Here is a 23,240-nt window from a genome sequence, read left to right on the forward strand (position 1 = left end):
GTCACCTCCCTCCGGCGCCATGGTCACCGTCCGCTAACGTTCACGCATGCCACCCACCGACCGGCGGAGCGGTTCCCGCACGTACACCCGTCCGTCGGCGACCCGGGCCGCGTTGGTGGTCCTGCTGGTGTGGGCTCTTGCTGTGGCGTTCGTGCTCGTCGTGGCCTCCGACACCCGGATCGGCCCGGTCGTGTTCCGGCTGACGAAGACCCACGGCATCCACCTCGGCGACATCTACGCCACCCTCGCCTCGGGCGTGGTGGCGATGCTGATCACCGTGTGGATCATCGTCGACCACCTGGGCCGCAAGCGCAGGTGGTTACGGGCGAAGGAGCGCGCGGCCCGGTGGCGCGAGGAGGTCGAGCGGCGGGCGGTGGAAGGCGGCGCTGAGGAGGGCGCCGCCGAGGACGAGTACGCCAACCCCGCCGGCGACGCCTACGCCGACGACGGCTACTACCCCGGGTACGACGGCGCCTACGACCACTACGGCACGCACGACGCCGAGCACCCGGCGGATGATCCCCACGAGCGCCGGGCGGCCGTCGTGACGGACGAGCCCGACATCGATCCGGAGACGATCGACGCGGACGTCGACGCGGACACCGTGCGGATCGAGCGACCAGCCCGGATCAACGGCCGGCACCGCGCGCACTGACCGGTCGCGCCCCGCGCCGGGTGACACCGCGGAACAGCGCCAGCCAGCGCTCGGTGAGCCGCGGCCAGGCGTAGCGCTCGACGGCGGTGGCGCGGCCCGCCTCGCCCAGCCGGGCACACAAGGCGGGATCGTCGAGCAGCCGCACCAGCGCCGCGGCCAGGGCGGTGACGTCGCCCGGCGGCACCAGCAGGCCGGTGCGGCCGTCGTCGACGACGTGCGGGATGCCGCCCACCGCCGAGCCCACCACCGGCCGGGCCGACGCCATCGCCTCCACCAACGTCATACCGAACGACTCCGCCTCGGTGAGCGACGGCAGCACGAGCGCCCGCGCCCCGGCGTACGCGGCGGCGAGCTGCGGGCCGTGCAGCGCGCCGGCGAACCGCACAGCATCGGCGATGCCCAGCTCGACGGCGAGCGCCTCGTGATCGGGCCGGGCGTCGCCGTTGCCGACGATCTCCAGCCGGGCCGTCGGCCGCTGCGCGACGACCGACGCGAACGCCCGCAGCAGCACATCGACGCCCTTCCAGGCCGACGCCCGGTCGAGCCTGCCCACGTAGAGGAGGGTGTCGCCGGAGGGTTGCGGGGAGGGTGGGAACGCGTCGACGTCCACCCCGGGCGTGATCGTGACTGCGCCGGGGCGGCCGTGCGCGAGCGAGGTCGGCGAGACCGCGACCAGTGCGTCGGCCCGGCGGAACGTCATCGGCAGCACGAGCCGCTCGTAGGCCCGCAGCAGCTGGTCGATCCCCGGCACGCCCTTGACCATCGACCCGGCGTGGTACGCGGCCACGACCGGCCGCGACCCGGCGGCCAGCGCGGCGACGTCGGCGAGGTAGGGAACGGGCGCGTGCGTGTTGACCACGTCGACGTCCAGGCCGCGGAACAGCCGAGCGAGCTGGCGCACCCACAGCGGATGCACCGGGGTGTCGGAGATCCGCCGCCACACCGGCAGCCGCACCACTTGCACGCCGTCGACGAGCTCCGGGCCCTCCCCCGTCGTCACGACGACGGGATCGAGATCGGGGGCGTCGCGCGCGGCGTGCGCGATCCGCTCGGCGTAGCGCTGCACCCCGCCCAGGTCCGGCGGGTAGTACGGGGTGACGACGGCGATCCGGCGGATCATCTCGCGATCGCCCGGTAGTGGCTCTCCAACCGGTCCAGGAACGCCTCGAGCGAGTACGCGGGCGCCATCGCGGCCGACGCCTCCCCCATCCGGCGCACGCGTGCCTCGTCCCCGGCCAGCGCGTCCATCGCCGCGGCGAGCGCATCGACGTCGCCGGGCGGGACGAGCAGCCCGTTGACCCCGTCCCGGACCAGCTCGGGGGTGCCGCCCGCGGCCGTGCCGATGATCGCGCGACCGGCGGCGAGCCCCTCGATCGCGACGGTCGGGAAGTTCTCCGGGAACACCGACGGCACCAGCACCACGCCGGTGTCGGCGTAGACGGCCTTCAGGTCTTCCGCGGGCAGCTTGCCGATCAGCTGCACCCGGTCGGCGACGCCGGTGGCCGCCGCCTGCTCGGCCAGCTCGGCCTGCAGCGGGCCGCCCCCGACCACCACCAGCTCGGCCTTCGGGTGGTCGGCGGCGATCCGGGCGAACGCGGTCAGTGCGACGCGGACGCCCTTGGTCTCCTCCAGGCGTCCGACGAACGCGAACCGCTGCGGGTTGGCCAGCGGGGCGGGCGGGGCCATCGGGATCCCGTTGGGCACGACGTGCAGCGGCACGCGGCCGACGTCGCCGCGGACCGCGCCGGCGTAGAACGCGCTGGGTACGAGCACCCCGTCGAGGCGGCGCAGCCGGATCCGGTAGGCAGGCCGCTGCACGTAGCGCAGCCGGGCGTAGCGGGCGGTGGCCGCGAGCCGGGCCAGGCCGCGGCCCGTCTCCCGCTCCGGGTACATGTGCGGCAGCAGCGCGAGGGTGAAGTCCTCGGGCCCGTGGATCGTGAGCAGCCGCCGGTAGCCGCGCGTCGCGTCCAGCACGGACGGGCTGAACATGCCGATCGTGTGCAGGTGCACGACGTCGGGGCGGATGCCCTCCAGCGCTGCGCGCACACCGGTGTAGGCGCGGCGGTTCCAGAAGAACCGCACGGCCTGCTGGACCGGGTTGCCGGCCACAGCGGGCACGGTCACGTCCGCGAACGACGGGGCCTCGCCGAGCCGGTGGTCGGTGGCGATCACGTGCACGGTGTGCCCGCGGTCGCGCAACCCGTCGGTGATCATGCGGACGCTCTTCTCGGCGCCGCCGGCCTCGTGCCCGATGTTGATCAGGTGGCAGATCCTCACGACGCGCTCCCCACGGGCTCGGCCGCCACCTGGGCGGGCCGGCGGCGCAGCGCGACCGCGGCGACGATCCCGGACACGGCATTCCCGACGCCCCAGGCCACCGCCACCCACACGGTGCCGCGGCCCGCGGCGAGCGCCGCGAGGATCGTGGTGACGACGGCGAACACCAGCTCCGCGGCGACCATCGCCCGCAGCTGCCGGGTGATCTTGATGAGGAAGCTCGTCCAGGTGTGGAACGCGACCGGGAACGCGCCGAGCGCCAGCACGATCAGCGTGCCGGTCGCGGTGTCGACGTACTCCGGGCCGAAGATCGTGAGCACGAACCGGGCGAGCAGCACCACCACGGCCACGACGGGCACGGTGGCGACCAGCATCACCGCCGCCGAGCGGCGCATCAGCGCGCCCAGCGACCGGTCCTCGTGGGAGCCTTCGGCGAACAGCGACTCCCCCACCGCGAACGAGATCGAGTTGATCACGGTGGCGATCTGGAAGGCGATGAAGTAGCCCGCGGCAGCGGCCGGGCCGTCGCCCTCCAGCACGACGACCGGGATGACCATGAGCGGGACCAGGTTCAGCCCGCTGGTCACGTAGTTGCCCATCGAGTACGGCAGGGTCTCGCGCAGCAGCCGCGCCCGGAACCGCAGCCGCAGCGGGACACCCAGCTTCCAGCGGATCGCCGCGATGCTCGCGACCGCACCGACGACCGACGCCAGCCCCTGCGCGACGAAGATCCCCATCGCCCCGTACGGGATGAACAGCACCGGCAGGGCGATCTTCACCACGCCCATGAGCAGCCCGTTGATGAGGAAGTTCCAGCGCGCCTCGCGACAAGCGACGAACACCGAGTCGGTGAGCAGCTTCAGCGCCGACGTCGTGGCGAGCACGACGAACGTCGCCATCGTCTCCCACGACCGGTTCACGAAGCTCATCTCGGGCGACACGACCGGGATGACCGCGAGCAGCAGCACCGAGCCGACGACGCCGGCCGCGGTGACCGCGATGAGGGCCGAGCTGACGTAGTCACCGGGTGCGCGGCTCGTCGGCAGGTACCGCACCAGGCTGTAACCCAACCCGATCAGGCTGAAGTACGACAGGAGCGTCACCGCGGAGGTCAGCGACGTCGCCCGGCCCACGTCGTCGACGTCGTAGAGCCGTGCTGTGATCAGCCAGAACACGAACCCCATCGCGGCCGTGGTGACCGTGGTGAGCATGAGGTAGAAGGCGTTGCGGATCATCGGGTCGTCCTGCGCGCCCGCCAGCAACCCGCGCGCCTTCCCGAGCACCCCGGCGCTCATGCACTCACCTCGGTGTAGACCGCTTCCAACGTGCGGACGTGCTCCGCCCACGAGAACCGCCGCGCCGCGAGGTCGGCGGAGTAGGCCCCCATGCGGGCGCGCAGCTCGGCGTCGCCCGCGATCCGCAGCAGCGCCGCCCGCACCTGCTCCGACGTGGGCCGCACGAGCCCCACGAGCTCGCGATCGAGCCCGTAGGGCGCGTAGCCGGGATCGTCGGTGATGACGACCGGAAGCCCCGTGGCCATCGCCTCCTGCACGGTCAGCGGGAACCCCTCCGCCACCGACGGCAGCACGAACACGTCGCAGGCCCGGTACAGGTCGGCGAGCCGCTCCGGCGGCATGCGCCCGGCCACGACCACCCCCGCGGGCGCGGTCCACGGCTGCGGCGGCTCCCCGCCGGCCAGCACCAGCGTGTAGCCCTCCCCCGCGGCGCCGACCACGACGTCGAAGCCCTTCTTCGGCACGAACCGGCCGGCGAACAGGGCCAGTACCCCGTCCCTGGGCAGGCCGAACTCGGCCCGCAGCGCGGCCTTCGCGGCGGGATCGGCCGGGTGGAACAGGTCGGTGTCAGTGCCGTTGACGACGAACCGCAGCTGTTCGGGGCGGGCGCCGACGCGGCGGAGGAACTCAGCGACCGCGCCGTTGAGGTGCACGACCGCGCCCGCGCCGGTCACCACGGCCCGGCCGAGCGTCGCGTGCACCAGCTTCTGCACCCCCTCCACGACCCGACTCGGGTGGGCGACCAGCCCGACGTGCTGGGTGAGCACGTACGGACGGCGCAGCAGCCGAGCCGCGACGGCCGCGAGCCACGTCGTGACGTAGAGGAGATCGTGCACGTGCACCACGTCGGCGGCGCGGACCAGCCGCGCCACCCGCGCGAACGACCACGGCGCGACCAGCGGGAACGGCACACCGGTCGCGCGCTCGACCCCGTTCCACGTGGGCAGTCGCACCACGCGGTAGCCGTCGTCGCTGACCTCGGTGCCGGCCCGGGCGCCGGGGCTGGTGGTCAGCACGACGACGTCGTGACCAGCCTTCGCCAGGTGGCGGGCCTCGCCGGCGACGACGTTCTCGATGCCCCCCATGTGCGGCGGGAAGTAGTGGCTGACCAGCAGGACCCTCACCGGTACACCTCCGCGCGGCCGGAGGAGTAGATGCGGTCCTTCGTGTCGGTCAGCACGCCCACCGGGTAGCGGTAGGTGATGACGTCGCCGCCGTCGGAGGGCAACGAGGCGATCACCGGGCGGGTGCCGACCCGGGTGAGCACCACGTACGACCACGGGCGCACCGCGGCGGGGAAGACGTCGCCGACGGTCAGGTCGGGATGATCGTAGGTCATCGTGAACGTGTAGCGGTCCAGCGGTTCGGCCACGTCGACCTCAGCGCCTCCGGTCGCCTCGGCCCGCGCGAGCACCCACTGCTCGGCGGCGGCCCGCTGCGGGTCGATCTGGTAGAGCTCGTGGTAGGTGCCGGCGTTGTTGAGGTGCAGCTGGGCGCCGTAGCCGCCGAGGACCTGCGGGATCAGCCCCACCAGGGACAGGTAGAACACCCCGGCGAGCGCGAGGGCCGCGCGGGTGGCCCACCGGTGGCCGAGCCAGGAGAACAGCGCGATGCTGCCCGCGGCGAGGAACGGGCCGAGCAGGAACAGGGCCTGCTGGAAGGTGCGCAGCACCCCGTACTCCGCCGAGAGCGACGGCAGCAGGACCTGCAGCATCATCACGACGAACGACGAGCCGGCCAGCAGCACGATCTCCTGGCTCGGCCGCCAGCCGCGCACCCGGCCCAAGAGCACCAGCACCATGCCGAACAGCACGAGCAGCTGCAGCATGCGCGCGGCGCCCTGGCGGATCACCGTGTTCAGGGTCTCTACGTCGATGCCGATCCGCTCCAGCACGTCGCCGGCACCGGTCAGCGGCAGCGGCTCGGCGGTGGCGAGCTCGACCGGGTGGCGGTCGAGCACGTCCTCGGGCAGGTACTCGCCCGCGGCCCGCTCGGCAGCCGTCTCCTCGCGGACGGTCTCCTGGTACTCGGCGAGCTGCTCCTCCGGGGGCGGACTGGGCGGCGCGAACAGGCTGTAGCCGACGTCGGCGGACCGGTCACCCGGTTGCCCGCCGAACATCGCGGAGACCAGGTTCACCGCCGTCCGCTCCAGGTGCCCGCCGGTCTGCGTGATCGGACCGGTCCACAGCATCGCCATCGCGGCGACCGCGACCAGCGTGAACGCGCCGAGCACGGCGGGCTCCCGGCGCAGCACCGGGTACCCGCCCCCGCCCCGGAGGCGGCGGCGCAGCAGCCCGGCGAGGACCAGCGCGCCCCGCGCGGCCAGTGCGATGCCGATCAGCGCGATCAGCACGTAGGTCGTGGAGTAGTGCGAGATCACCAGGCCGAGGGCGAAGAACAGCGTCCACGTGATCCGCCGCTGCACCGCCCAGCGGGCGTTGGTGACCATCAGGATCGTCGCGCCCAGGCAGAGGAACCCGATCTCCTGCCGGATCATGAACGGCATGTCCGTGAAGAAGGTCGGGAACGCGACGAAGTAGATCGTCGCGAGCAGCGCGACCAGCGTCGAGCCGAACCGGCGGGCGATCAGGTACACCATCACCGGGCACAGCGCGAACAGCACCTGGAAGACGACCTTGAACAGCACCACGCCGGACAGGCCGGTGACCGCCGACAGCACCGCCGGCAGGATCGTGATCGACAGGCAGGCGTTGTACGCGTCGACGAACCAGCCGATGCCCCACTGCCCGTGCATCTGCGCGAGCTGGAAGACGTAGTACTCGCGCTGGATGTCGTGCCCGGTGATGTCCCAGCCGCGCAGCGAGGTCATCAGCAGCAGCGCCAGGCTGAGGAAGTAGACGGTGACGAGCACGACGTTCTGCCGGATGCGGAACCGCCAGAGGATCATCAGCAGGAACGCCGCGCCGATCACCACCAACCCGGCGGCGGTGACGATCCCGTCGCCGCCGTTGTTGAGCCGCACCGCGCCGCAGACCGCGAGCGCGACGGCGAGCGGGCCCAGCACGACGACGACCTGCTCGCGCGAGGTGAGGTGGCGCCGGGTGCGGAACCGGGTGCGGGTGGCCGGCACCGGTCGCCACCACAGCAGCGCGAGCAGTCCGGCGTCGGCCAACCCGACGAAGGCCGGGACCGCCTCCAGCGGCCGGTCCACACCGAACCACGGCAGCACCCAGTTCAGCAGCAGGCCGGCGAGCATCAGCAGGATGACGCCGCCGACCAAGCTGAACACGACGGCTTCCTGGCGGGAGGCCCGCGTCCAGTTGGTGCGGTACCAGATCATGTACGCGGGCAGACCCAGCAGCAGGTAGAGCGCCGCGACCGGGCGCAGCACCGGCACGTCCAGATCGCCGAGCACCAGCACGTGCGCCAGGACGACCGGCAGGTACGCGGCGACCCGCCGCCGCGTCCACGGCCGCGCCGGGAGCCGGGTCCGCGGCCGGCGGACGATCACCGTCTCGGCGTCGACCACCGGGCCGGGCAGGCCCACCGGGGGCGACATCGGCACGGTCTCGGACTCGACGCCCTCCCCGAGCGCCGGTATCGGCCGGGTCAGGTCGTCGAGCGAGGAGTCGTCGAGGGAATCCAGGCCGACGGGAGCGGAGTCGAGAGAGGCCGGGCTGACGTCCGTGCTCACCGGGCACCACCGCCGAGCCGGGCGTAGACCTCGTGGAGCTGGGCGACGCGCCCCTCCCAGCCGAACGTCGTGCCCCGCTCGGCGCTGCGCGCCCCGAGCTTGCCCAGCAGCTCCCGGTCGATCGCCACCAGGTCCAGAGCCGCGGCGACCGCGGCGGGCTCCGGCTCGGCGAGCAGCCCGGTGTCGCCGACCAGCTCCCGGGTGCCCGAGACGTCGGTGGCGACGATCGCGAGCCCGGCTGCCATCGCCTCGAGCAGGACCAGCGGCATGCCCTCCTTGTCGGAGGTCAGGACGAACACGTCCGCCCAGGCGTAGTCCGCCTCGAGGTCCGCGCCGTAGCGGGGCCCGGCGAACTCGACGCCGACCAGGTCCAGCTCGGCGGCGCGGGCCTCCAGCTCGGGCCGCAGCTCGCCGTCGCCGACCAAGCGGACCTCCAGCGGGGCCCGGACCAGGGCGAGCGCGTCGAGCAGGCGGTGCACGTTCTTCTGGCTCTCCAGCCGCCCGACGAACAGCACCCGCAGCGGCCGGTCGGCCGGCACCGGAGCGCGCTGCTGCGCGATCGCGGTGAACGCCGGGTCGACGCCGTTCGGGATGATCGCGACCCGCCCGGGGTCGACTCGGTAGCGCTCCACGACGAGATCGCGCTGCTCGGGCGAGAGGACGATCACGGCGGCCGCGCGGCGCAGCACCGGGCCGAGCACGAACCGCTTGTAGATCGGCAGCAGCCGGCCGATCGGCCCGGACGCGTCGACGTCGAGGTGGAAGTGGGCGATGTACGGGGCCCGGCGCAGCGCGCGGGTCAGCCACACCATCTCCGGCAGGACCGCCTGCCCGACGTGGACGTGCACGATCGTGCGCCGCGGCAGCGCGGCCAGGCGGGCGAGGAGGCCCGGCGCGACCGGGGTGTGCGCCACCTCGAGCGCGGCGAACCGGCGCACCCGAAGCCGCGGCGACACCTGCTCGGTGCCGGCCTCGACGGGACCGCCGTCGGTGGTGAGGACCTCGACCTGCAGCCGCTCGGCGAGGTGCTCGGCCAGCACCTGGGCGACCCGCTCCATCCCGCCGAGCCGCGGCGGGTAGTAGGCGATCACCTGGACGACGTCGGGGACGGGGGCACGGCTCACGACGCACTCCCCGGATCGCGCACGTAGAGGGACTCGGTGCGGCCGGGCAGTGTGACCTCGACGCGCTCCCACGCGGCCCCGCGCGGCAGGGTGAGCGACCGGGTGATGTGCGCGGGTGCGCCCGGCGCGGGCTCGGCGGTGCCCTCGGCCGCGGCGAGCACGGTCCCCTCGGGATCGCGCACCGCGATCCGGTACAGGTACGGAGCGGGGCCGCCGTCGTGCTGCTCCACGACGAAGTCCACGGTGAGCTGCGAACCGGTCACGCGCACCGGGGGATCGGCGAAGTGCAGGGCCACGAACGGCTCGGGCTGGCGGGTGACGGAGCGCAGGATCTCCGCCCGGCCGATCGGGGTGGCCGCGAGGACGCCGAGCCCGGCGACGAGGGCCACGGCGACCGCGACGAACACCCGGTACTGCCGCAGCAGTTCCGGGAGCGCGGTGCGCAGGCCGGGCCCCGTCATGATCAGTGGGCCGGCCCGGCGGGGTCGACGACCGGCTTCGCGCTGCTGGGCAGCGGGCGGATCAGCCGCTTGCGCCGGTCGGCGCGCAGCCGGTGGGCCGCCAGCTGGCTCACGTTGCGGGTGCCGTCGCGGAATGCGTTGAGCTTCACCACTCCGCCGCGCTTGCGGTACTCGATCGGCACCTCGGCGCAGCGGAAGCCCTTGAGCCACGCCTCGTTCTTGATCTCCTGGGAGAACGCCATCCCGCCGGAGCGCACGTCGAGGTGCGACCAGATGCGGCGGCGGAACACCCACATCCCCGACTGCGAGTCGCGGAACGGGCCGGGGAACAGGCTACGGCTGGTCAGCGTGAGCAGGAGGTTGCCGATCGTGTGCGACGGCTTCATGGCGCCGCGGTTGGTCGGCTGCAGCCGGTTGGTGTTGAGGAAGTCGAGGCTGCGCCGGCTGAACACGTCGAGCAGCTCGGGGATCGCGTCGAACGGGTAGGTGCAGTCGGCGTCGCCGGTGACGATCACCTCGCCCCGCGCCGCCGCGAACCCGGCGTGGTAGGCGTTGCCGTACCCGCGCGCGGCCTGCAGCACCACCGTGGCGCCCAGCTCGCGGGCGACCTCCGCGGTGCGGTCGTGGGAGAGGTTGTCGACCACGATCACCTCGACCTCGCAGCCCTCCGCCTCGAGCAGCGCGCGCGGGATCGTCGCCAGCACGTGGGGGATGTTCTCCTCCTCGTTCAGGGCGGGGATCACCACCGAGATCGAGGGGATCGTCGGCCAGCGACGCGGCGCGGGGGCCGGTTCTCCGACCGGGGCGCAGGCCAGGATGTCGATCGGCTGTTCTGGGGCGCCGGGTCCGATCGTCGCGGTCATGTCAGCGGAACTCCCGGGAGGCGTGAGAGGCCGGTGTGCGCATCGGGTGCGCGGCGGTCGGTTGAACGGACAACCTTCCGTTGTCCAGGAACTCGCCGATGTGGGTCCGAACGTTTCGCTCCGTAGTCCCCCACACCGGTGAGCTACCTCACCCATCGGATCCAGTTTTCGCAGCGCAGCGTATCGATTACCCGGTGTTAGTAGCGATCCTCGTCCACTTTCGGGTGAACACCGTCAGTGCTTGATAGCTCAGCGTGACTACGCTGAACGTCGTCCCCGCCACCGACCACCGTCCGATAACCGATGCCGAGCAGCACCTTCGTGGCGGGATCGGTCGGGGACAGCAGGCGCCTGCGGATCTCGTGGACCTCGGTCTGCGGGCCGTTCACCAGCCCCCATGCAGTGACCGAGTGCGAGTACCCCGCGGCCCGAGCCGCGGCGATCGTCTCCGCCGAGTAGTCGCCCACCTGACCGTTCGGGTAGGCGAGCACGTCGATCGGCAGGTCCAGCTCGTCCTGCAGCCGCCTGCGGGAGCCGATCAGGTCCTCCCGCTGCGCGTGCGGCGTCTCCCGCGCGAGGATCGCGTGTCCGGTCGTGTGGGAGCCGATGCCGATGCCGGCCCGCACGAGCGCCCGCGCGCCCTCCCAGTCGAGGAACATCCGCCGGGGATCGTGCTGCGGGCCCCGGCAGGTGAGCGACTCCGTGATCTGCGCGACCGCGGCACGCCGCTCGGCGTCGGTGCGTCGCTTGAGCACCTCCTGCAACCGGTCGAGGGTCGTCCGGCGGGTCCGCTCGTCCGTGAGCGGGTAGATCCCGCCCTCGAACTCCAGCAGCGGGTCCTCCGCGGTCGTGACCGCCCAGGCCAGCCGCTCCCACCACGGGTCGAGGTTCCCGTCGAGCAGGTCCGGCACCAGGAACACCGTGGCGGGCAGGCCCAGCTCGCGCAGGATCGGGACCGCGACGTCGAGGTTGTCGCGGTAGCCGTCGTCGAAGGTGATCGCGACCGCCCGCGGGGGCAGCCGCCGCCCGGCCGACAGCGCCTGCAGCGCCTCGTCGAGCGGGACGACGTTGGTCGCCGCGCGCAGGGCCCGCATCTGGCGGCGGAACCCGGCGGCGCCCGCGCCCGCAGGCGCCGGCCACTGCCAGGTGCCTTCCACGTTGTGCCAGGCGAGCACCACCAGCGCTCCGCCGGTCCACCAGCTCCCGTCCACGACCACGATCGTGCCGCAGCGATCTGTGCGGGCACTCACAGGTCCCTTGGAGTTCGCGAAGGAGCCCGTGAGAACCGCCGTCACGCGATCACCCGGACGGGTAGGCTCCCCGCCCGTGCGGCTCGTCGTGACCGGTGGGGTGGTGGCGGCCCTCGCCGGGTTGATCGCGGGCGTGCTCGGACTCGTCTTCCCGCGGACGGCCGTGCCGGCGACGGTGCCGTACTTCGGCATGGCGTACGGCAACACCCTCGCCGGGATGTCCGACGCCGACCTGCGCCGCGCCCTCGACGACGCGGTCGACCTCGGCATGAGCACGGTCCGGATGGACCTCGGCTGGAACGACGTCCAGCCGGACGGTCCCGGGAGCTTCACGTGGGAGGCCACCGACCGGGTCGTCGACGCGGCCCGCCGCCGCGGCCTCGCGCTGATCATGGTCGTGGCCTATGCGCCGCGGTGGGCGCAGGCGCCGGGCTGCCCGTACGTGACGTGCCCGCCCGCCGACCCCACCGCGATCGGCCCGTTCGCCCGGGAGGCCGCCCAGCGCTACGCCGACCGCGTCCTGGCGTGGGAGATCTGGAACGAACCGAACGTCGCCGGGTTCTGGGGCCCTCAGGTCGACCCGGCCGCCTACACCGAGCTGCTGCGCACGGCCAGCCACGCGATCCGGACCGTCGACCCCGACGCCACCGTCGTCCTCGGCGGGCTCGCCAGTGTGCAGGACACCGCGACCAGCGTCTCCGCTCCCGCGTTCCTCGACGAGGTCGCCGCCGCGGGCGGGCTGACCGCCGTCACCGGGATCGGCTTCCACCCGTACACGTTCCCGCTGCTGCCCAGGCAGTCCGCAGCCGCCGACGGATCATGGGCGGAGATCGACGACCTGCGCGCCGTGCTCAGCCGGCACGGCTTCCCCGGCCTGCCCGTGTGGCTCACCGAGTACGGGGCACCGACCGGCGGGGCCGGGCGAGCCTACGGCGGGCGGGGCCCGGTGCCGCCCGGCACCACGCACGTCACCGAGGAGCAGCAAGCCCGGATCGCGGCCGACGCCGTGGACCTCGTGCGGGCCGACCCGGGGATCGTGGCGATGGCCTGGTACAGCGACCGCGACCTCGACACGGGCAGCCCCAGCGACCTGGACAACTTCGGGCTGCGGCGCACGGACGGCACGGCGAAGCCGGCGTACGAGCGGTTGCGGGAGGCGCTGGTGGCGGGGCGGACGGCGGGCTGAGGGCCCCGTCAGTCCTGGGCCTCATCGCAACGAACGGCACTCTCGTCCACTCTGAGTGGACGAGAGTGCCGTTCGTTGCGATGAGCTGAGGTCTTCGAACCCGGGATCAGGGCTCCTGAGAGCCCTGGCCCTGGCCTGACTGCCCGCCGCCGTCACCCGAACCCTGGCCTCCGCCCTGCTGGCCCTGGCCGCCGCCCTGCTGCCCTTGATCGTCTTCCGTTTGTCCCTGCCCCTGATCGCCTCCGCTATCCTGCGCCTGATCGCCTCCGCCCTGTCCCTGCCCCTGGCCCTGACCGCCTCCGCCCTGACCCGACTGCCCATCCGGCCCGGACGTGCTCGACTCCGAGGAACCCGATCCATCCGACGGCGGCCCCGGAACGGGGTTGGGCTGCGCCGCGGAGCTCTCCTCGGTCGTCCCCGCCGCCGCGGGCTGCTGCGCCGACGCTCCCGCAGCAGCCGACGTCGCCACCCTCGTCGGCGGCGTCGCCGGCGTCGGTGCGGGAGTCGGCTCGAGGCTCGGCAGGGCCGACGCCGGGGCCGTCACCACGGACGGGCCCAGCGCCGAGCTGGTCGGGCCGACCGGGCTGCTGCGGAACGCACCGAACCCGGCGATCGCGATGTAGACGATGCACGCGGTGGCCACGAGGCCGCCGAGGACGACGTCCCAGCGGTTGCCGGGGATCGGCCCGGACCGCGGGCCGGCGGCCCGTGGGTGCCACACCGGTGGTGGCGGCAGCAGGACCGGCATCACCTCGGTCGGTTCATCGAGCGTGTGCCGGGGCCGCGGGATCACGACCGTGAACCGGTCGGTCTCGGGCGAGAGCGCAGGTCGGGGTACCCGCGGTAGCCGCCGGGTGCCGTCCAGCTGCTCGGTCCGGCTCAGCTCCTCGAGGCCCGGCCGCTCCGGGTTGTTCACCAGCTCTGTGCGGTCGGCGGAGGGTCCGGCGCCGAACGCGGTCGTGCGCGGCGCGTCGAGGTCCGGTTCGTGCAGCCGGTGGCGGCCGCCGCCGCTGGGTGGGGAGCCCATGACGTCCTCCTGTGCCGGCCGCGGCAGCGAGGGGGACGCCGCGGACCGGGTCGTTCGGCGCGCCGCCCGGGGGCTGGACACGGCGCGCTCACCCCGTCCTTTCGCCCCTCCTCCGGCCGCGTTACCGGCTCGCGACATAAGCGGCCGTTCGTCGCAGACCACTGGTCCGATCGCCGCCTAGCCAGATGATCGGGCGCGATGCGCATCCGGGTGACGACGATCAAGCCGGTACCGTCGGCGCGTGCTGTCCTCCCGCCCGGACGGCGATCTGCTGCCCGCGCGGGCCCGCCCGGCGACGGCCGCCGTGGTCCTGCTCGCCGTCGCCGTCGTGGCGGTGCTCGCCGTCCGCTTCGCCGACACCGGCCCGGCCGGGATGAGCGCGCTCGATCGCGCGCTGGTGCGGCCCCGGTTCCCGGGCCGCTCGGCGCTGGAAGCGCTGATCTGGATCGGCTCACCGCCGGTGGTGATCACGATCGCGGCAGTCACGGTCGTCGGTGCGTTCTGGCAGGGGCAGCGTCGGTTCGCCGCGCTGGCCCTGCTCGGCCCGGGACTGACCGGGTTGCTGACGACGGTGCTGAAGCCGGTGGTCGGGCGCACGATCGCCGACGGCGAGCTGTGCTACCCGAGCGGGCACACCGGCGGCGCGGCGGCGCTGGGCCTGCTCGTCGCGTTCGCGCTGATCCGGATCCGGCGCGTGGGCCCGGCCCAGGCCGGGCTCCTGCTGTTCGCGGTGAGCGCGGTGCCCGCCGCGATCGCGGGCACGGGGATGGTCTTGCTGGGCGCCCACTACCCCACCGACGTCATCGGCGGCTACGCCACCGCCGCCGCGTGCGGGCTGGGCTCGGCCCTGCTGATCGACGTGCTCGCCCGCCGTGGGCGCCGGAGCTGACCGGCGCCCACGCGGGAGGGAAGCGGTCAGCGGTGCGCGGTGGTGGGGTGCTGGCGCGGGCGCGGCCCGGCCTGCTCGGCCAGCATCCGCAGGCCCGAGAGCAGACCGCCGTGCAGGTCGTTCTCCTTGAACGAGGCGATCATGCTCATCACGGCGAGCTTGGCGCCGCGGTCGGGCAGGCGCAGCCGCGCCTCCGGCCCGGTCACGACCTCGATGTGGCGCTGATCGGGGCTCACCGCCACGAGGACGGCGTCGCTCGGGTTCTCGAGCTGGTCGTGCAACTCGGAGGCACGGGCCGCCGGGTCCGGCCCCAGGTCGCCCAGGTAGAGGCTGAACAGCAGACCGGTCTCCCGGCTGGCCATCGTCAGCGCTTCGTCGAGCCGGGTCAGCTGCGACGGCGTGAACGGCACATCGGTCTTGGTCGGCTCCTGGAACGGCTGGGCGGCCGAGATGCGCCCCGACGCGGTCACCACCGCACCGTTCGGCAGGTCCTCCGGGTCGACGGTCGCGACGTCGTGCCCGTGCCCGTGGTCACCAGTTGCCACGTGCGCCTCCCTTGTCGCCGGTGCGCGGGTGCTCGGTGGCGGCCGGCAGCTGCGCGCCGGCCGGGTTCGCCGTCCACCACAGGGGCTTGAAGTTCCACGGGTCACCGGGCCGGTACTTGGGGCGCCGGCGCAGCTTCGGCACGGCGACCAGCGCGGCCACGACCGCGTAGATCACCACAGGCCCAACCCCGAGGAAGAGGATCGTCTCAGGCACGGACAGCGTCACGTGCGGAAATGTAGTCGATGTGGGCCGGTCCGCCCGGTGGACCCCTCGTGGCGCAGCTAACGCGGCGCCCGCGTCCGACGAGTCCATGCGCTGTCCACGTCGGGCACGGTTCTGCGGAATGAGGGCGCTGTCATGAAAGTCGTTCTGTTCTGTGGCGGTTACGGGATGCGCATGCGCGACGGAGTGTCCGATCTGCCCAAACCCATGACGACGGTGGGGCCGCGGCCGCTCATCTGGCACGTCATGCGCTACTACGCGCACTTCGGGCACACCGAATTCATCCTGTGCCTGGGCTACGGCGCACACCACATCAAGGACTACTTCCTCTCCTACGCGGAGACGGCGTCCAACGACTTCATCCTGCGCGGCGGCAAGGTTGAACTGCTCGGCTCCGACATCCAGGACTGGAACATCACCTTCGCGCACACCGGGCTGGACTCCCCGATCGGTGAACGGCTGCGGCGCGTGCGGCACTTCGTCGAGGACGAGGAGATGTTCCTGGCCAACTACGCCGACGTGCTCACCGATCTGCCGCTCAACGACATGGTCGACGAGTTCAAGCGCAGTGACGCCGTCGGTGCGCTCCTGGCCGTGCCGCCGCAGTCGGCGTTCCACTGCCTCGAGGTCGAGGAGGACGGCCGCATCTCGGAGATCAAATCGGTGCAGGACATGCCGCTGTGGGAGAACGGCGGCTACTTCGTGCTGCGGCCGGAGATCTTCGACCACATTCCCGAGTACGGCGACCTCATCGCCGACGCCTGCACCCCGCTGGCTCAGCAGGGGCGGATGCTCGCCTACCGCCACACCGGGTTCTGGCACCCCGCCGACACGGTCAAGGAGCGCACCGCGCTGGAGGCCCGCTACCGGGCGGGGAACAGCCCGTGGATGCTCTGGGAGACCACGCCGCAGCGGGAGCCGCTGCAGGCGGTCATCGCCGGGCTCGGAGCCCCCGAGCCGCGTCTGTGACGGCGCCGGACCGACCCAACGTCGTCGCCGCGGGCCTCGCCCGACCCGCGGTGCCACCCGGTCTGCGCGCCCCGCTCACCGCCGTCGCCACCGGCGGCTGCGTCAGCAGCACCGCCGTCGGGCTGACGATCTCCGGCTCGGCCGAGCCCCTGCCCGCCGACGACGCACTGCTCGCCGCCGCCGGCGGACCCATCCCCGACCTGCAGCGGATCGCCCGGTTCGTCGACTTCCTCGGTGAGCCGGCCGGCGTGCTGCTGCTCGGCGGGATCCTGGTCGCGATCTGCCTGCTCACCGCCCGGTGGCGGCTCGCCGCGCTCACGGTGCTCGGTCAGGGCGCGGTCGCGGTGACCAGCGCGGCGGCGAAGCCCCTGGTCGGCCGCGAGATCCACGGCGAGTTCCTCGCCTACCCCAGCGGCCACACCGCGGGCGCCACCGCCTTCGCCCTGGTCGTCGGCCTGCTCCTGGTGCGCCGGGGCCGGGCCGCTGATCTGCTCGTCGTCCTCGGGGTCACCGCGGCCGCGGGGCTCGTCGCGGGCTGGGCGCAAACGGTGCTCGTCGCGCACTACGCCACCGACGCGCTCGGCGGGTTCCTCCTCGCGCTCGGGATCGTGCCGCTGCTCGCCCTGCTCGTCGACGCCGCCGCCGGGTGCGTCGTCCGGCCGGTAACGGCGGACCCCGCCCGGGCGAGCCAGGATCGGGCCGCCCGGCCCCCGTCCGATCACTGAGCCGGCAGCGGCGCGGAGGTGCACCAGGTGACCGACACCGCCGACCGGCCGGGCACGGATGCCGCACCACCGCCGCCCACCAGGGGCCGGCACCGACGCCGTCCCGAGCCGTCCGGACTGGTGCGCAGCTGGCGCGCGGCGGCGAGCCGGATCAGCTGGGGCTTGGCCGACCAGGCCGTCTCGTCGCTGACCAACGTCGCGGTGGGCATCGTCGTGGCCCGCTCGCTGGGCATCGTCGACTTCGGCGTGTTCGGCCTGGTCTGGGTCACCTACGCGGTGATCGTCAACGTCTCGCGCGGCCTCGTCACCGATCCGCTGGCGGTCCGCTTCAGCGCCGCCTCGCGCGAGTCCTGGCGCGCCGCGGCAGCGAGCACCGCGGGCGCGGCGATCGTCGTCGGGCTGGCCGCCGGCGGCATCTGCCTGGTCTGCGGCCTGCTCATCGGCGACGCGCTGGGCTCCGGGTTCATCGCGCTCGCCGTCGTGCTGCCCGCGCTGCTGCTGCAGGACAACTGGCGGTTCGCGTTCATCGTCGGCGGGGTCACCCGCAAGGCCTTCGTCAACGACGTCGTGTGGGGCGTGGCGCTCGTGCCCGCCCTGCTGATGGCCGGCCTGTCCGGCACGGTGTGGGCCTACCTGCTGGCTTGGGGTGCCTCGGCGGGCGTCGCCGCGGCGTACGGCTGCGTGCAGGCGCGGATCGTGCCGCGCCCGGGCCGGACCGGCGCGTGGTTGCGCCAGCAGCGCGATCTCGGGCCGCGCTACCTGGTGGAGAACACCAGCAGCAGCGGCGCTGCGCAGATCCGGCTCTACGGCGTGGGCGCGGTCACCGGGCTGGCCGACGTCGGCGCGCTGCGCGGCAGCGAGCTGCTGATGGGCCCGGTCCTCAGCCTGCTCATGGGCCTGATCAACTCGACCATCCCGGAGGCTGCCCGGGTGCTGCACCGGGCCCCGCACAAGCTGTTCCGCTTCTGCCTCGCGCTGGGAGTGCTGCAGGCGAGCGGGGCGCTCGTGTGGGGTGCGCTGCTGCTGTTCGTGCTGCCCGACGCAGCGGGCGAGTACCTGCTCGGGCCGATCTGGCCCGTCGCGGCCGCCCTGATCGTGCCGGCCACCCTCTCGGTGATGAACGCGAGCCTGCAGACCGCGGCCGCCGTCGGGCTGCGCGCCCTCGGCGCGTCCCGGCGCAGCATGGCCATGCAGCTGATCGGGTCGGCGTTCTACGCGGTGTTCGGCATCCTCGGCGCCGCGCTGGCCGGGGCCGCCGGGTCGGTGTGGGGCATCGTCCTCGCCACGGCCCTGTCCACGTGCGGCTGGTGGTGGCACCTGCACGCGGGGCTGCGGGACCGCCTGGCGTCCCCGCAGCCCGCGGCGTGAGTGGCTGTTCAGGCGGCCCCGTCGGCCGGGGCCGGCCGCACCACGACGGCACCGTCGCGGACCTCGTCGTGCGCCGACGGCAGCCGCAGCGCGCGGGCGCCCAGGTAGCGGACCAGTTCGGCGCAGCAGGCGCGCTTGTCCGCCGCCGGGATCGGGGCGCGTGCGATGCCGGTGAAGAACGCCAGCACGTACTCCCCGAGCAGCCGCGCCACCGGCTGGCCCGCCCGTGCCGGGTCGTGACGGACGCACCAGTCCCGGATCGCCTGGTTCCGGCGGGTAGAGCTGGGCCGGCTCACCCGGTCGGCGCGGTCCCGGCGGAAGTACAGCGGCTCGGGGATGCGCAGGAACCGCCCGATCAGCGACAGCTCCAGGACCAGGGCCCGGTCGGCGTGGTAGTAGCTGCCCAGCAGCCCGGTGGAGCGCAGCGCCGCGGTGCGGATGACGCCGTAGTCGTCGTCGCCGCTGATCGCCCGCAAGAGCCCGCGGTACCGCGCAGCGGCCCGCGGCGAGTCGGAGTCGGCCGGGTACTGGTCGACGACGTCGGTGACCTCGCCGTTCTCATCGATCACGGCGGTCCACGCGGTGGCGAGGACGGCGTCGGGGTGCTCGTCCAGCAGCTGCACGCAGCGGCGCAGCAGGTCGGGATCGAACAGGTCGTCGTGTCCCGCCCACTTGAACAGCGTTCCCCGCGCCAGCGCCACCAGCACGTTGTGGTTGGCCGAGATGCCGAGGTTGCGCGGCTGGCGCACGTAGTGGACCCGCGGGTCGCGGGCGGCGTAGCGGCGGCAGATCTGCTCGGTGCCGTCCGTGGAGGCGTTGTCGGAGATGATCAGCTCGAAGTCGGTGAAGGTCTGGGCGAGCAGGGACTCCAGCGCTTCGGCCAGGTAGTCCTCGCCGTTGAAGACGGGCAACCCGACGGTGAGCCGAGGGGCGTGGTTCACGGCCGTTCCTCATCTCTGGTCGTGGGAGCCGTGGGCGGCAGCGCGCCCGCCTCCCCGGACTCGCCCCGCCCCGCCCGGCCGTTACGGGTAACGCCGGGTCGCCCGGGCACGACCCGGGAGGAGCCATGTCAGGTGCTGATGGAGCGGGGTCGATGGGCGAACGGGGTGCACCACGTCGGGCTGCCCGGCGGATCGGGCTGTTCGGGCTGCTCGGCTCCGGAAACCTCGGCAACGACGCCTCGCTGGAGGCGGTCGTCGCGTTCCTGCGCGCCCGGTTCCCGGACGCCGAGCTGGTGGCGATGTGCGCGGGCCCGGAGCGGGTCAGCGCCGCGCACGGCATCCCCGCCGTCCCGCTGCACTCCTACGACTACGCCGGGCCGCCGCGCCGGCTCGACCCGCTGCGCAAGCTGTGGGCGAAGCTGCGCGACACCGTCCGCACGGCCGTGTTCGTCCGCCGTTGCGACGTCGTCGTCGTGCCCGGCATGGGGGTGCTGGAGACGACGCTTCCGCTGCGGCCGTGGGGCTGGCCGTGGACGCTGTTCGTGCTCGCCGCGAGCGGACGGCTCGTGGGGACGACCGTTGCGCTGGTCGGGGTGGGCGCCAACGAGATCCGCGCCCCGCTGACCCGCCGGCTGATCGTCGCGGCCGCCCGCCTGACCACCCGCCGGTCGTTCCGCGACCAGCTGTCGAAGGACGCGCTCGCGCGGATGGGCGTCGACACCTCCGGCGACGAGGTCCATCCCGACCTGGTCTTCACGCTCCCCGAACCGGCCGACGGCGCCGTGGTGCCCCGGTCGGTGGCCGTCGGGGTGATCGATTACCACGGCGGCGACGACGACCGCGCCCACGCCGAGGAGATCCACGCCGCGTACCAGGCCGCGATCACCGCGTTCGTCGGCTCGCTGCTCGACGAGGGCCGCCAGGTGCGGCTGGTGACCGGCGACGACGTCGACCGCACCGTTGTGGCCACCGTCGTGGCCGCGGTGACCCGCAGCCGCCCCGGCCTCGCCCGGGACCGTCTGCTCGCCGAACCGGTCTCCTCGTACGCGGAGCTGATGAGCCGGTTGCAGCCCGCCGAGGTCGTCGTGGCCAGCCGCTACCACAACGTGATCGCCGCGCTGAAGCTCGGCAAGCCGACCGTGGCGCTCGGCTACGGGGCGAAGAACGACGTGCTCATGGCCGCGGTGGGGCTCGGGGGGTTCACGCAGTCGCTGCGCGCACTCGACCTCGACCGCCTGCAGGAGCAGTTGCGCGCGGCCGAGGCGGAGCGCGACCGCCTGGTCGACGAGATCACCCGAGCCACGAAGGAGTTCCGCGCGCAGCTCGACGGCACGTTCGACCGGCTGGCCGCCGCGCTGACCGGCCCTGCAGGCTGATCACCGGCCGGCGATCGCCGCCTCGTACTGCGCGACCAGCGCGGGCACCCCCACCTCCGGGGCGAACCGGCGCAGGTAGTCGGCGCGGGCGGCGTGGCCCAGCGCGGCGTTGCAGGCGGGCTCCACGACCTCGGCCAGCGCTGCGGCGAGCCCGACCGCGTCGCCGGGTTCGTGCAGCAGCCCGGTCACCCGGTGTTCGACGATCTCCGGCAGCGCACCGGAGGCCGCGGCCACCACCGGCACCCCCGCGGCCATCGCCTCCACCGCGACCAGGCCGAACGCCTCCGGCCACACCGACGGTGCGACGACGGCGGTCGCCCGCGCGACGAGGTGGGCGCACTCGGCGCGGCTGCGCAGCCCGAGCATCCGCACGTCGGCCCGCCCAGCTGCCCAGGCCGCCACGGTGTCGTCCAGGGTGCCGGAGCCGACGAGCAGCAGCGGCAGGCCGAGCCGCGGCCCGATCCGCTCCCACGCCCGGAGGAGCACCGGAACGCCCTTCTCCGGGCTGAGCCGACCGAGGAACAGGACGTGCTCGCCCGGGCCCGTGCGGCGCTCGGGCGGTTCCGGCACGATGTTGTGCTGCACCACCAACCGCTCCCCCGGCATCCCAGCCGCCACCAGCAGGTCCCGCTGCGCCGCGGAGATGCACAGGAACCGGCGGATCCCGGTGCGCCAGCGCTGGCGGTTGGCGCCGAGCGCGAGCGCCACCGGCACCGACGCCAGCCGCGAGTTCCGGTAGCAGCCGTGCCACACGGCGGCGGCACCGCGGGTCGGGATGCACTGCGTGCAGCGGGCACCCGCGCGGTGGAGGGTGCCGGTGGCGCACACCTGGCCGTAGTTGTGCAGGGTGGCGACGGCGGGCACGTCGGCGTCGGCGCACGCCGCCACCACCGACGCCGAGAGCAGCGGGAACGTGCTGTGGACATGCACGACGTCGGGCCGGGTGCGGCGCAGGTGCGCGGCCAGCTCGGTGCGCACGGCGGGGTTCCACGGCACGCGCAGCGGCACGAGCGCCTTCTGCGGGAGCGGCATGCGCGCGATGTCGTCGCTCGCGCGGCCGAAGAGATCCACGTCGTGGCCCGCTGCCGCGAGCAGCGCCCGTTCCTGGTCGACGACGCGGTCCTCGCCGCTGGGGTGCCCGGAGCGGTACCGGTTGTGGACGACGAGGATCTTCACGCCCGGCTCTCCCGCTGCGCGCGCCGCGCCGCGATCGGGCGGTGCACCAGCAACGACGCCGCCACGGCGAGGTTGAGCAGGTACGGGGACGCGTCGCTGTGCCCGACCTCGGTGAACGAGGCGATGCAGCTGTAGACGACCAGGAACAGGGCGCAGGCGCGCTCGGTCGACGGCGGGCGCAGCAGCGCGAGCGCGAGCAGGAGCAGCAGCACCACGACGACGAGCCCAACGCCGATCCAGCCCTGCTCGTAGAAGCTGGAGTACCAAGTGCTGTCGATCGGGAGCCCGGCGAACGACTTGTCGCCCAGCCCTACCCCCATCAGCTCCTGCAGCCCTGTGCGCGGCTGGGTCTCGATGAGCCGCCACACCTTCGCCCGGCCGGTGAGATCGGCGAGCTCGTCCGCGTCCTGGCCGCGGGCGAGCCACGTGGCGATCACCTCGCCGAAGACCACTGCACCGGCCACCCCGGCCGCGACTCCGGCGGCGAGGAACCGGCGGGCCCGCGCGCTGCGGGTCCACAGCGAGCTCCCGGCCACGACCAGTCCGACGACGAGCCCCAGCAGCGCGGTCCGGGTGTGCGACAGCAGCAGCATCCCGACGGCCGGCACCACCACGATCAGCACGCTCTGCCGGTCCAGCCGTCGATCGAGCGCGAGCAGCAGCGCGAGCCCGGTCACGACCGCGCAGTACATGCCGACCTGCGGCGCGGGGATGGGCCACAGCGCCCCGACGAGCCGCCCGCCGGGCCCGGACGTCGCCGCGCCCGGGGAGATCGCCAGCCCGGCGAGCACCGTCAGCAGGATGATGCAGTAGGTGCGCAGGTGGTACCCGACGAACCGCAGGTCGCCGCTCCACCAGCGGGCCAGCAGCCACAGCGTCAGCACGAACACCGTGAACCGGAAGCAGCGGAACAGCGACCCCATGCCCGACTCCAGGCGCAGGCTCGTCACCACGCTCGTGATCACCATCAGCGTGAGGACGACGAGGTAGGCACTGGGCCGGATGCGGACCGGGCGGTTGGCCGCGAGCGCGATCGCGAACGCCGCCATCAGGGCGCCCATCGTGACCAGCTGCCCGACCACCCGCGGGAACGGGATGATCAGCTCGACGCCGGTGAACCCCAGGGTGTTGACCGCGAGCAGCCCCCACGCGACACCGACGACGCGCGGTGGTACCCGCGTGTCCTCCCGCACCCGTGCGGCGGGTTCGTCGCGCGTCGTCATGGCGGCTCCCGG

At 73.6% G+C, this 23,240-nt stretch carries 22 protein-coding genes; 7 read left to right on the plus strand and 15 right to left on the minus strand.

What is annotated here, in order from left to right; genetic code table 11:
- Positions 1 to 46 precede the first annotated feature (46 nt).
- The gene (locus tag BUE41_RS24010) at positions 47 to 655 is read left to right on the plus strand and encodes a hypothetical protein (RefSeq protein WP_073459578.1); all 609 of its coding nucleotides are present in this window, start codon (positions 47 to 49) and stop codon (positions 653 to 655) included.
- On the opposite strand, the gene BUE41_RS24015 is transcribed toward BUE41_RS24010, so the two are convergent.
- The 9 genes from BUE41_RS24015 to BUE41_RS24055 form a co-directional block, all read right to left on the minus strand.
- The gene (locus BUE41_RS24015) at positions 630 to 1,775 is read right to left on the minus strand and encodes a glycosyltransferase family 4 protein (RefSeq protein ID WP_073459579.1); all 1,146 of its coding nucleotides are present in this window, start codon (positions 1,773 to 1,775) and stop codon (positions 630 to 632) included. The genes BUE41_RS24010 and BUE41_RS24015 overlap by 26 nt on opposite strands.
- Positions 1,772 to 2,932 (minus strand): glycosyltransferase family 4 protein, encoded by a 1,161-nt coding sequence (locus tag BUE41_RS24020; protein ID WP_073459580.1) that lies wholly within the window; start codon positions 2,930 to 2,932, stop codon positions 1,772 to 1,774. The genes BUE41_RS24015 and BUE41_RS24020 overlap by 4 nt, the downstream gene beginning before the upstream one ends.
- A complete protein-coding gene (locus BUE41_RS24025; RefSeq protein ID WP_073459581.1) occupies positions 2,929 to 4,227 on the minus strand; it encodes a lipopolysaccharide biosynthesis protein in 1,299 nt (432 codons plus the stop codon). The genes BUE41_RS24020 and BUE41_RS24025 overlap by 4 nt, the downstream gene beginning before the upstream one ends.
- Positions 4,224 to 5,351, minus strand: a complete 1,128-nt coding sequence (locus tag BUE41_RS24030; protein ID WP_234997530.1) for a glycosyltransferase family 4 protein — start codon at positions 5,349 to 5,351, stop codon at positions 4,224 to 4,226. The genes BUE41_RS24025 and BUE41_RS24030 overlap by 4 nt, the downstream gene beginning before the upstream one ends.
- Positions 5,348 to 7,882 carry a DUF2206 domain-containing protein gene (locus tag BUE41_RS24035; protein ID WP_073459582.1) on the minus strand — a complete coding sequence of 845 codons (2,535 nt, stop codon included), beginning with the start codon at positions 7,880 to 7,882 and terminating at the stop codon, positions 5,348 to 5,350. Before BUE41_RS24035 ends, BUE41_RS24030 begins: the two co-directional genes overlap by 4 nt.
- A complete protein-coding gene (locus BUE41_RS24040; protein WP_073459583.1) occupies positions 7,879 to 9,006 on the minus strand; it encodes a glycosyltransferase family 4 protein in 1,128 nt (375 codons plus the stop codon). The genes BUE41_RS24035 and BUE41_RS24040 overlap by 4 nt, the downstream gene beginning before the upstream one ends.
- Complete coding sequence (locus tag BUE41_RS24045; protein WP_073459584.1) at positions 9,003 to 9,467, minus strand: hypothetical protein; 465 nt, start codon at positions 9,465 to 9,467, stop codon at positions 9,003 to 9,005. Before BUE41_RS24045 ends, BUE41_RS24040 begins: the two co-directional genes overlap by 4 nt.
- Positions 9,468 to 9,469: 2 nt before the next feature.
- Positions 9,470 to 10,330 carry a glycosyltransferase family 2 protein gene (locus BUE41_RS24050; RefSeq protein ID WP_073459585.1) on the minus strand — a complete coding sequence of 287 codons (861 nt, stop codon included), beginning with the start codon at positions 10,328 to 10,330 and terminating at the stop codon, positions 9,470 to 9,472.
- 197 nt (positions 10,331 to 10,527) lie between these two features.
- Positions 10,528 to 11,541: a polysaccharide deacetylase family protein gene (locus tag BUE41_RS24055; protein WP_159444959.1), complete on the minus strand. Its 1,014-nt coding sequence runs from the start codon at positions 11,539 to 11,541 to the stop codon at positions 10,528 to 10,530.
- A gap of 115 nt (positions 11,542 to 11,656) precedes the next feature.
- Between BUE41_RS24055 and BUE41_RS24060 the strand changes: the two genes are divergently transcribed.
- A complete protein-coding gene (locus tag BUE41_RS24060) occupies positions 11,657 to 12,766 on the plus strand; it encodes a cellulase family glycosylhydrolase (RefSeq protein ID WP_073459587.1) in 1,110 nt (369 codons plus the stop codon).
- A gap of 106 nt (positions 12,767 to 12,872) precedes the next feature.
- Here BUE41_RS24060 and BUE41_RS24065 read toward each other — a convergent pair whose 3' ends face one another.
- On the minus strand, positions 12,873 to 13,793 hold the full coding sequence (locus tag BUE41_RS24065) for a hypothetical protein (RefSeq protein ID WP_073459588.1): 921 nt from the start codon (positions 13,791 to 13,793) through the stop codon (positions 12,873 to 12,875).
- 241 nt (positions 13,794 to 14,034) lie between these two features.
- On the opposite strand from BUE41_RS24065, the gene BUE41_RS24070 reads away from it, so the two are divergent.
- Positions 14,035 to 14,682 carry a phosphatase PAP2 family protein gene (locus tag BUE41_RS24070; protein WP_084755755.1) on the plus strand — a complete coding sequence of 216 codons (648 nt, stop codon included), beginning with the start codon at positions 14,035 to 14,037 and terminating at the stop codon, positions 14,680 to 14,682.
- 26 nt (positions 14,683 to 14,708) lie between these two features.
- Here BUE41_RS24070 and BUE41_RS24075 read toward each other — a convergent pair whose 3' ends face one another.
- On the minus strand, positions 14,709 to 15,227 hold the full coding sequence (locus BUE41_RS24075) for a DUF5130 family protein (RefSeq protein ID WP_073459589.1): 519 nt from the start codon (positions 15,225 to 15,227) through the stop codon (positions 14,709 to 14,711).
- Entirely contained in the window at positions 15,214 to 15,453 is a 240-nt protein-coding gene (gene ctaJ, locus BUE41_RS24080) for an aa3-type cytochrome oxidase subunit CtaJ (RefSeq protein WP_143172325.1), read from the minus strand. The genes BUE41_RS24075 and ctaJ overlap by 14 nt, the downstream gene beginning before the upstream one ends.
- Before the next feature lie 132 nt (positions 15,454 to 15,585).
- Here ctaJ and BUE41_RS24085 point away from each other — a divergent pair, with 132 nt between their 5' ends.
- Genes BUE41_RS24085 through BUE41_RS24095 form a run of 3 tightly spaced genes read left to right on the plus strand, consistent with a single transcriptional unit; the run spans position 15,586 to position 18,512 of the window.
- Positions 15,586 to 16,419, plus strand: a complete 834-nt coding sequence (locus tag BUE41_RS24085) for a sugar phosphate nucleotidyltransferase (RefSeq protein WP_073459591.1) — start codon at positions 15,586 to 15,588, stop codon at positions 16,417 to 16,419.
- The gene (locus BUE41_RS24090; protein ID WP_073459592.1) at positions 16,416 to 17,144 is read left to right on the plus strand and encodes a phosphatase PAP2 family protein; all 729 of its coding nucleotides are present in this window, start codon (positions 16,416 to 16,418) and stop codon (positions 17,142 to 17,144) included. Before BUE41_RS24085 ends, BUE41_RS24090 begins: the two co-directional genes overlap by 4 nt.
- A gap of 27 nt (positions 17,145 to 17,171) precedes the next feature.
- Entirely contained in the window at positions 17,172 to 18,512 is a 1,341-nt protein-coding gene (locus BUE41_RS24095) for an MATE family efflux transporter (RefSeq protein ID WP_234997532.1), read from the plus strand.
- Positions 18,513 to 18,520: 8 nt separating this feature from the next.
- On the opposite strand, the gene BUE41_RS24100 is transcribed toward BUE41_RS24095, so the two are convergent.
- Positions 18,521 to 19,453: a glycosyltransferase family 2 protein gene (locus BUE41_RS24100; protein WP_073459593.1), complete on the minus strand. Its 933-nt coding sequence runs from the start codon at positions 19,451 to 19,453 to the stop codon at positions 18,521 to 18,523.
- Between the two features lie 152 nt (positions 19,454 to 19,605).
- On the opposite strand from BUE41_RS24100, the gene BUE41_RS24105 reads away from it, so the two are divergent.
- Entirely contained in the window at positions 19,606 to 20,829 is a 1,224-nt protein-coding gene (locus BUE41_RS24105; RefSeq protein ID WP_073459594.1) for a polysaccharide pyruvyl transferase family protein, read from the plus strand.
- On the opposite strand, the gene BUE41_RS24110 is transcribed toward BUE41_RS24105, so the two are convergent.
- Together BUE41_RS24110 and BUE41_RS24115 are read right to left on the minus strand one after the other, a co-directional pair.
- Positions 20,830 to 22,005 (minus strand): glycosyltransferase, encoded by a 1,176-nt coding sequence (locus tag BUE41_RS24110; RefSeq protein ID WP_073459595.1) that lies wholly within the window; start codon positions 22,003 to 22,005, stop codon positions 20,830 to 20,832. It abuts the gene before it with no gap.
- A complete protein-coding gene (locus tag BUE41_RS24115; RefSeq protein ID WP_073459596.1) occupies positions 22,002 to 23,228 on the minus strand; it encodes a hypothetical protein in 1,227 nt (408 codons plus the stop codon). The genes BUE41_RS24110 and BUE41_RS24115 overlap by 4 nt, the downstream gene beginning before the upstream one ends.
- Between the last annotated feature and the right edge of the window lie 12 nt (positions 23,229 to 23,240).

The sequence above is a fragment of the Pseudonocardia thermophila genome, assembly GCF_900142365.1.
GTDB classification, from domain to species: Bacteria; Actinomycetota; Actinomycetes; order Mycobacteriales; family Pseudonocardiaceae; genus Pseudonocardia; species Pseudonocardia thermophila.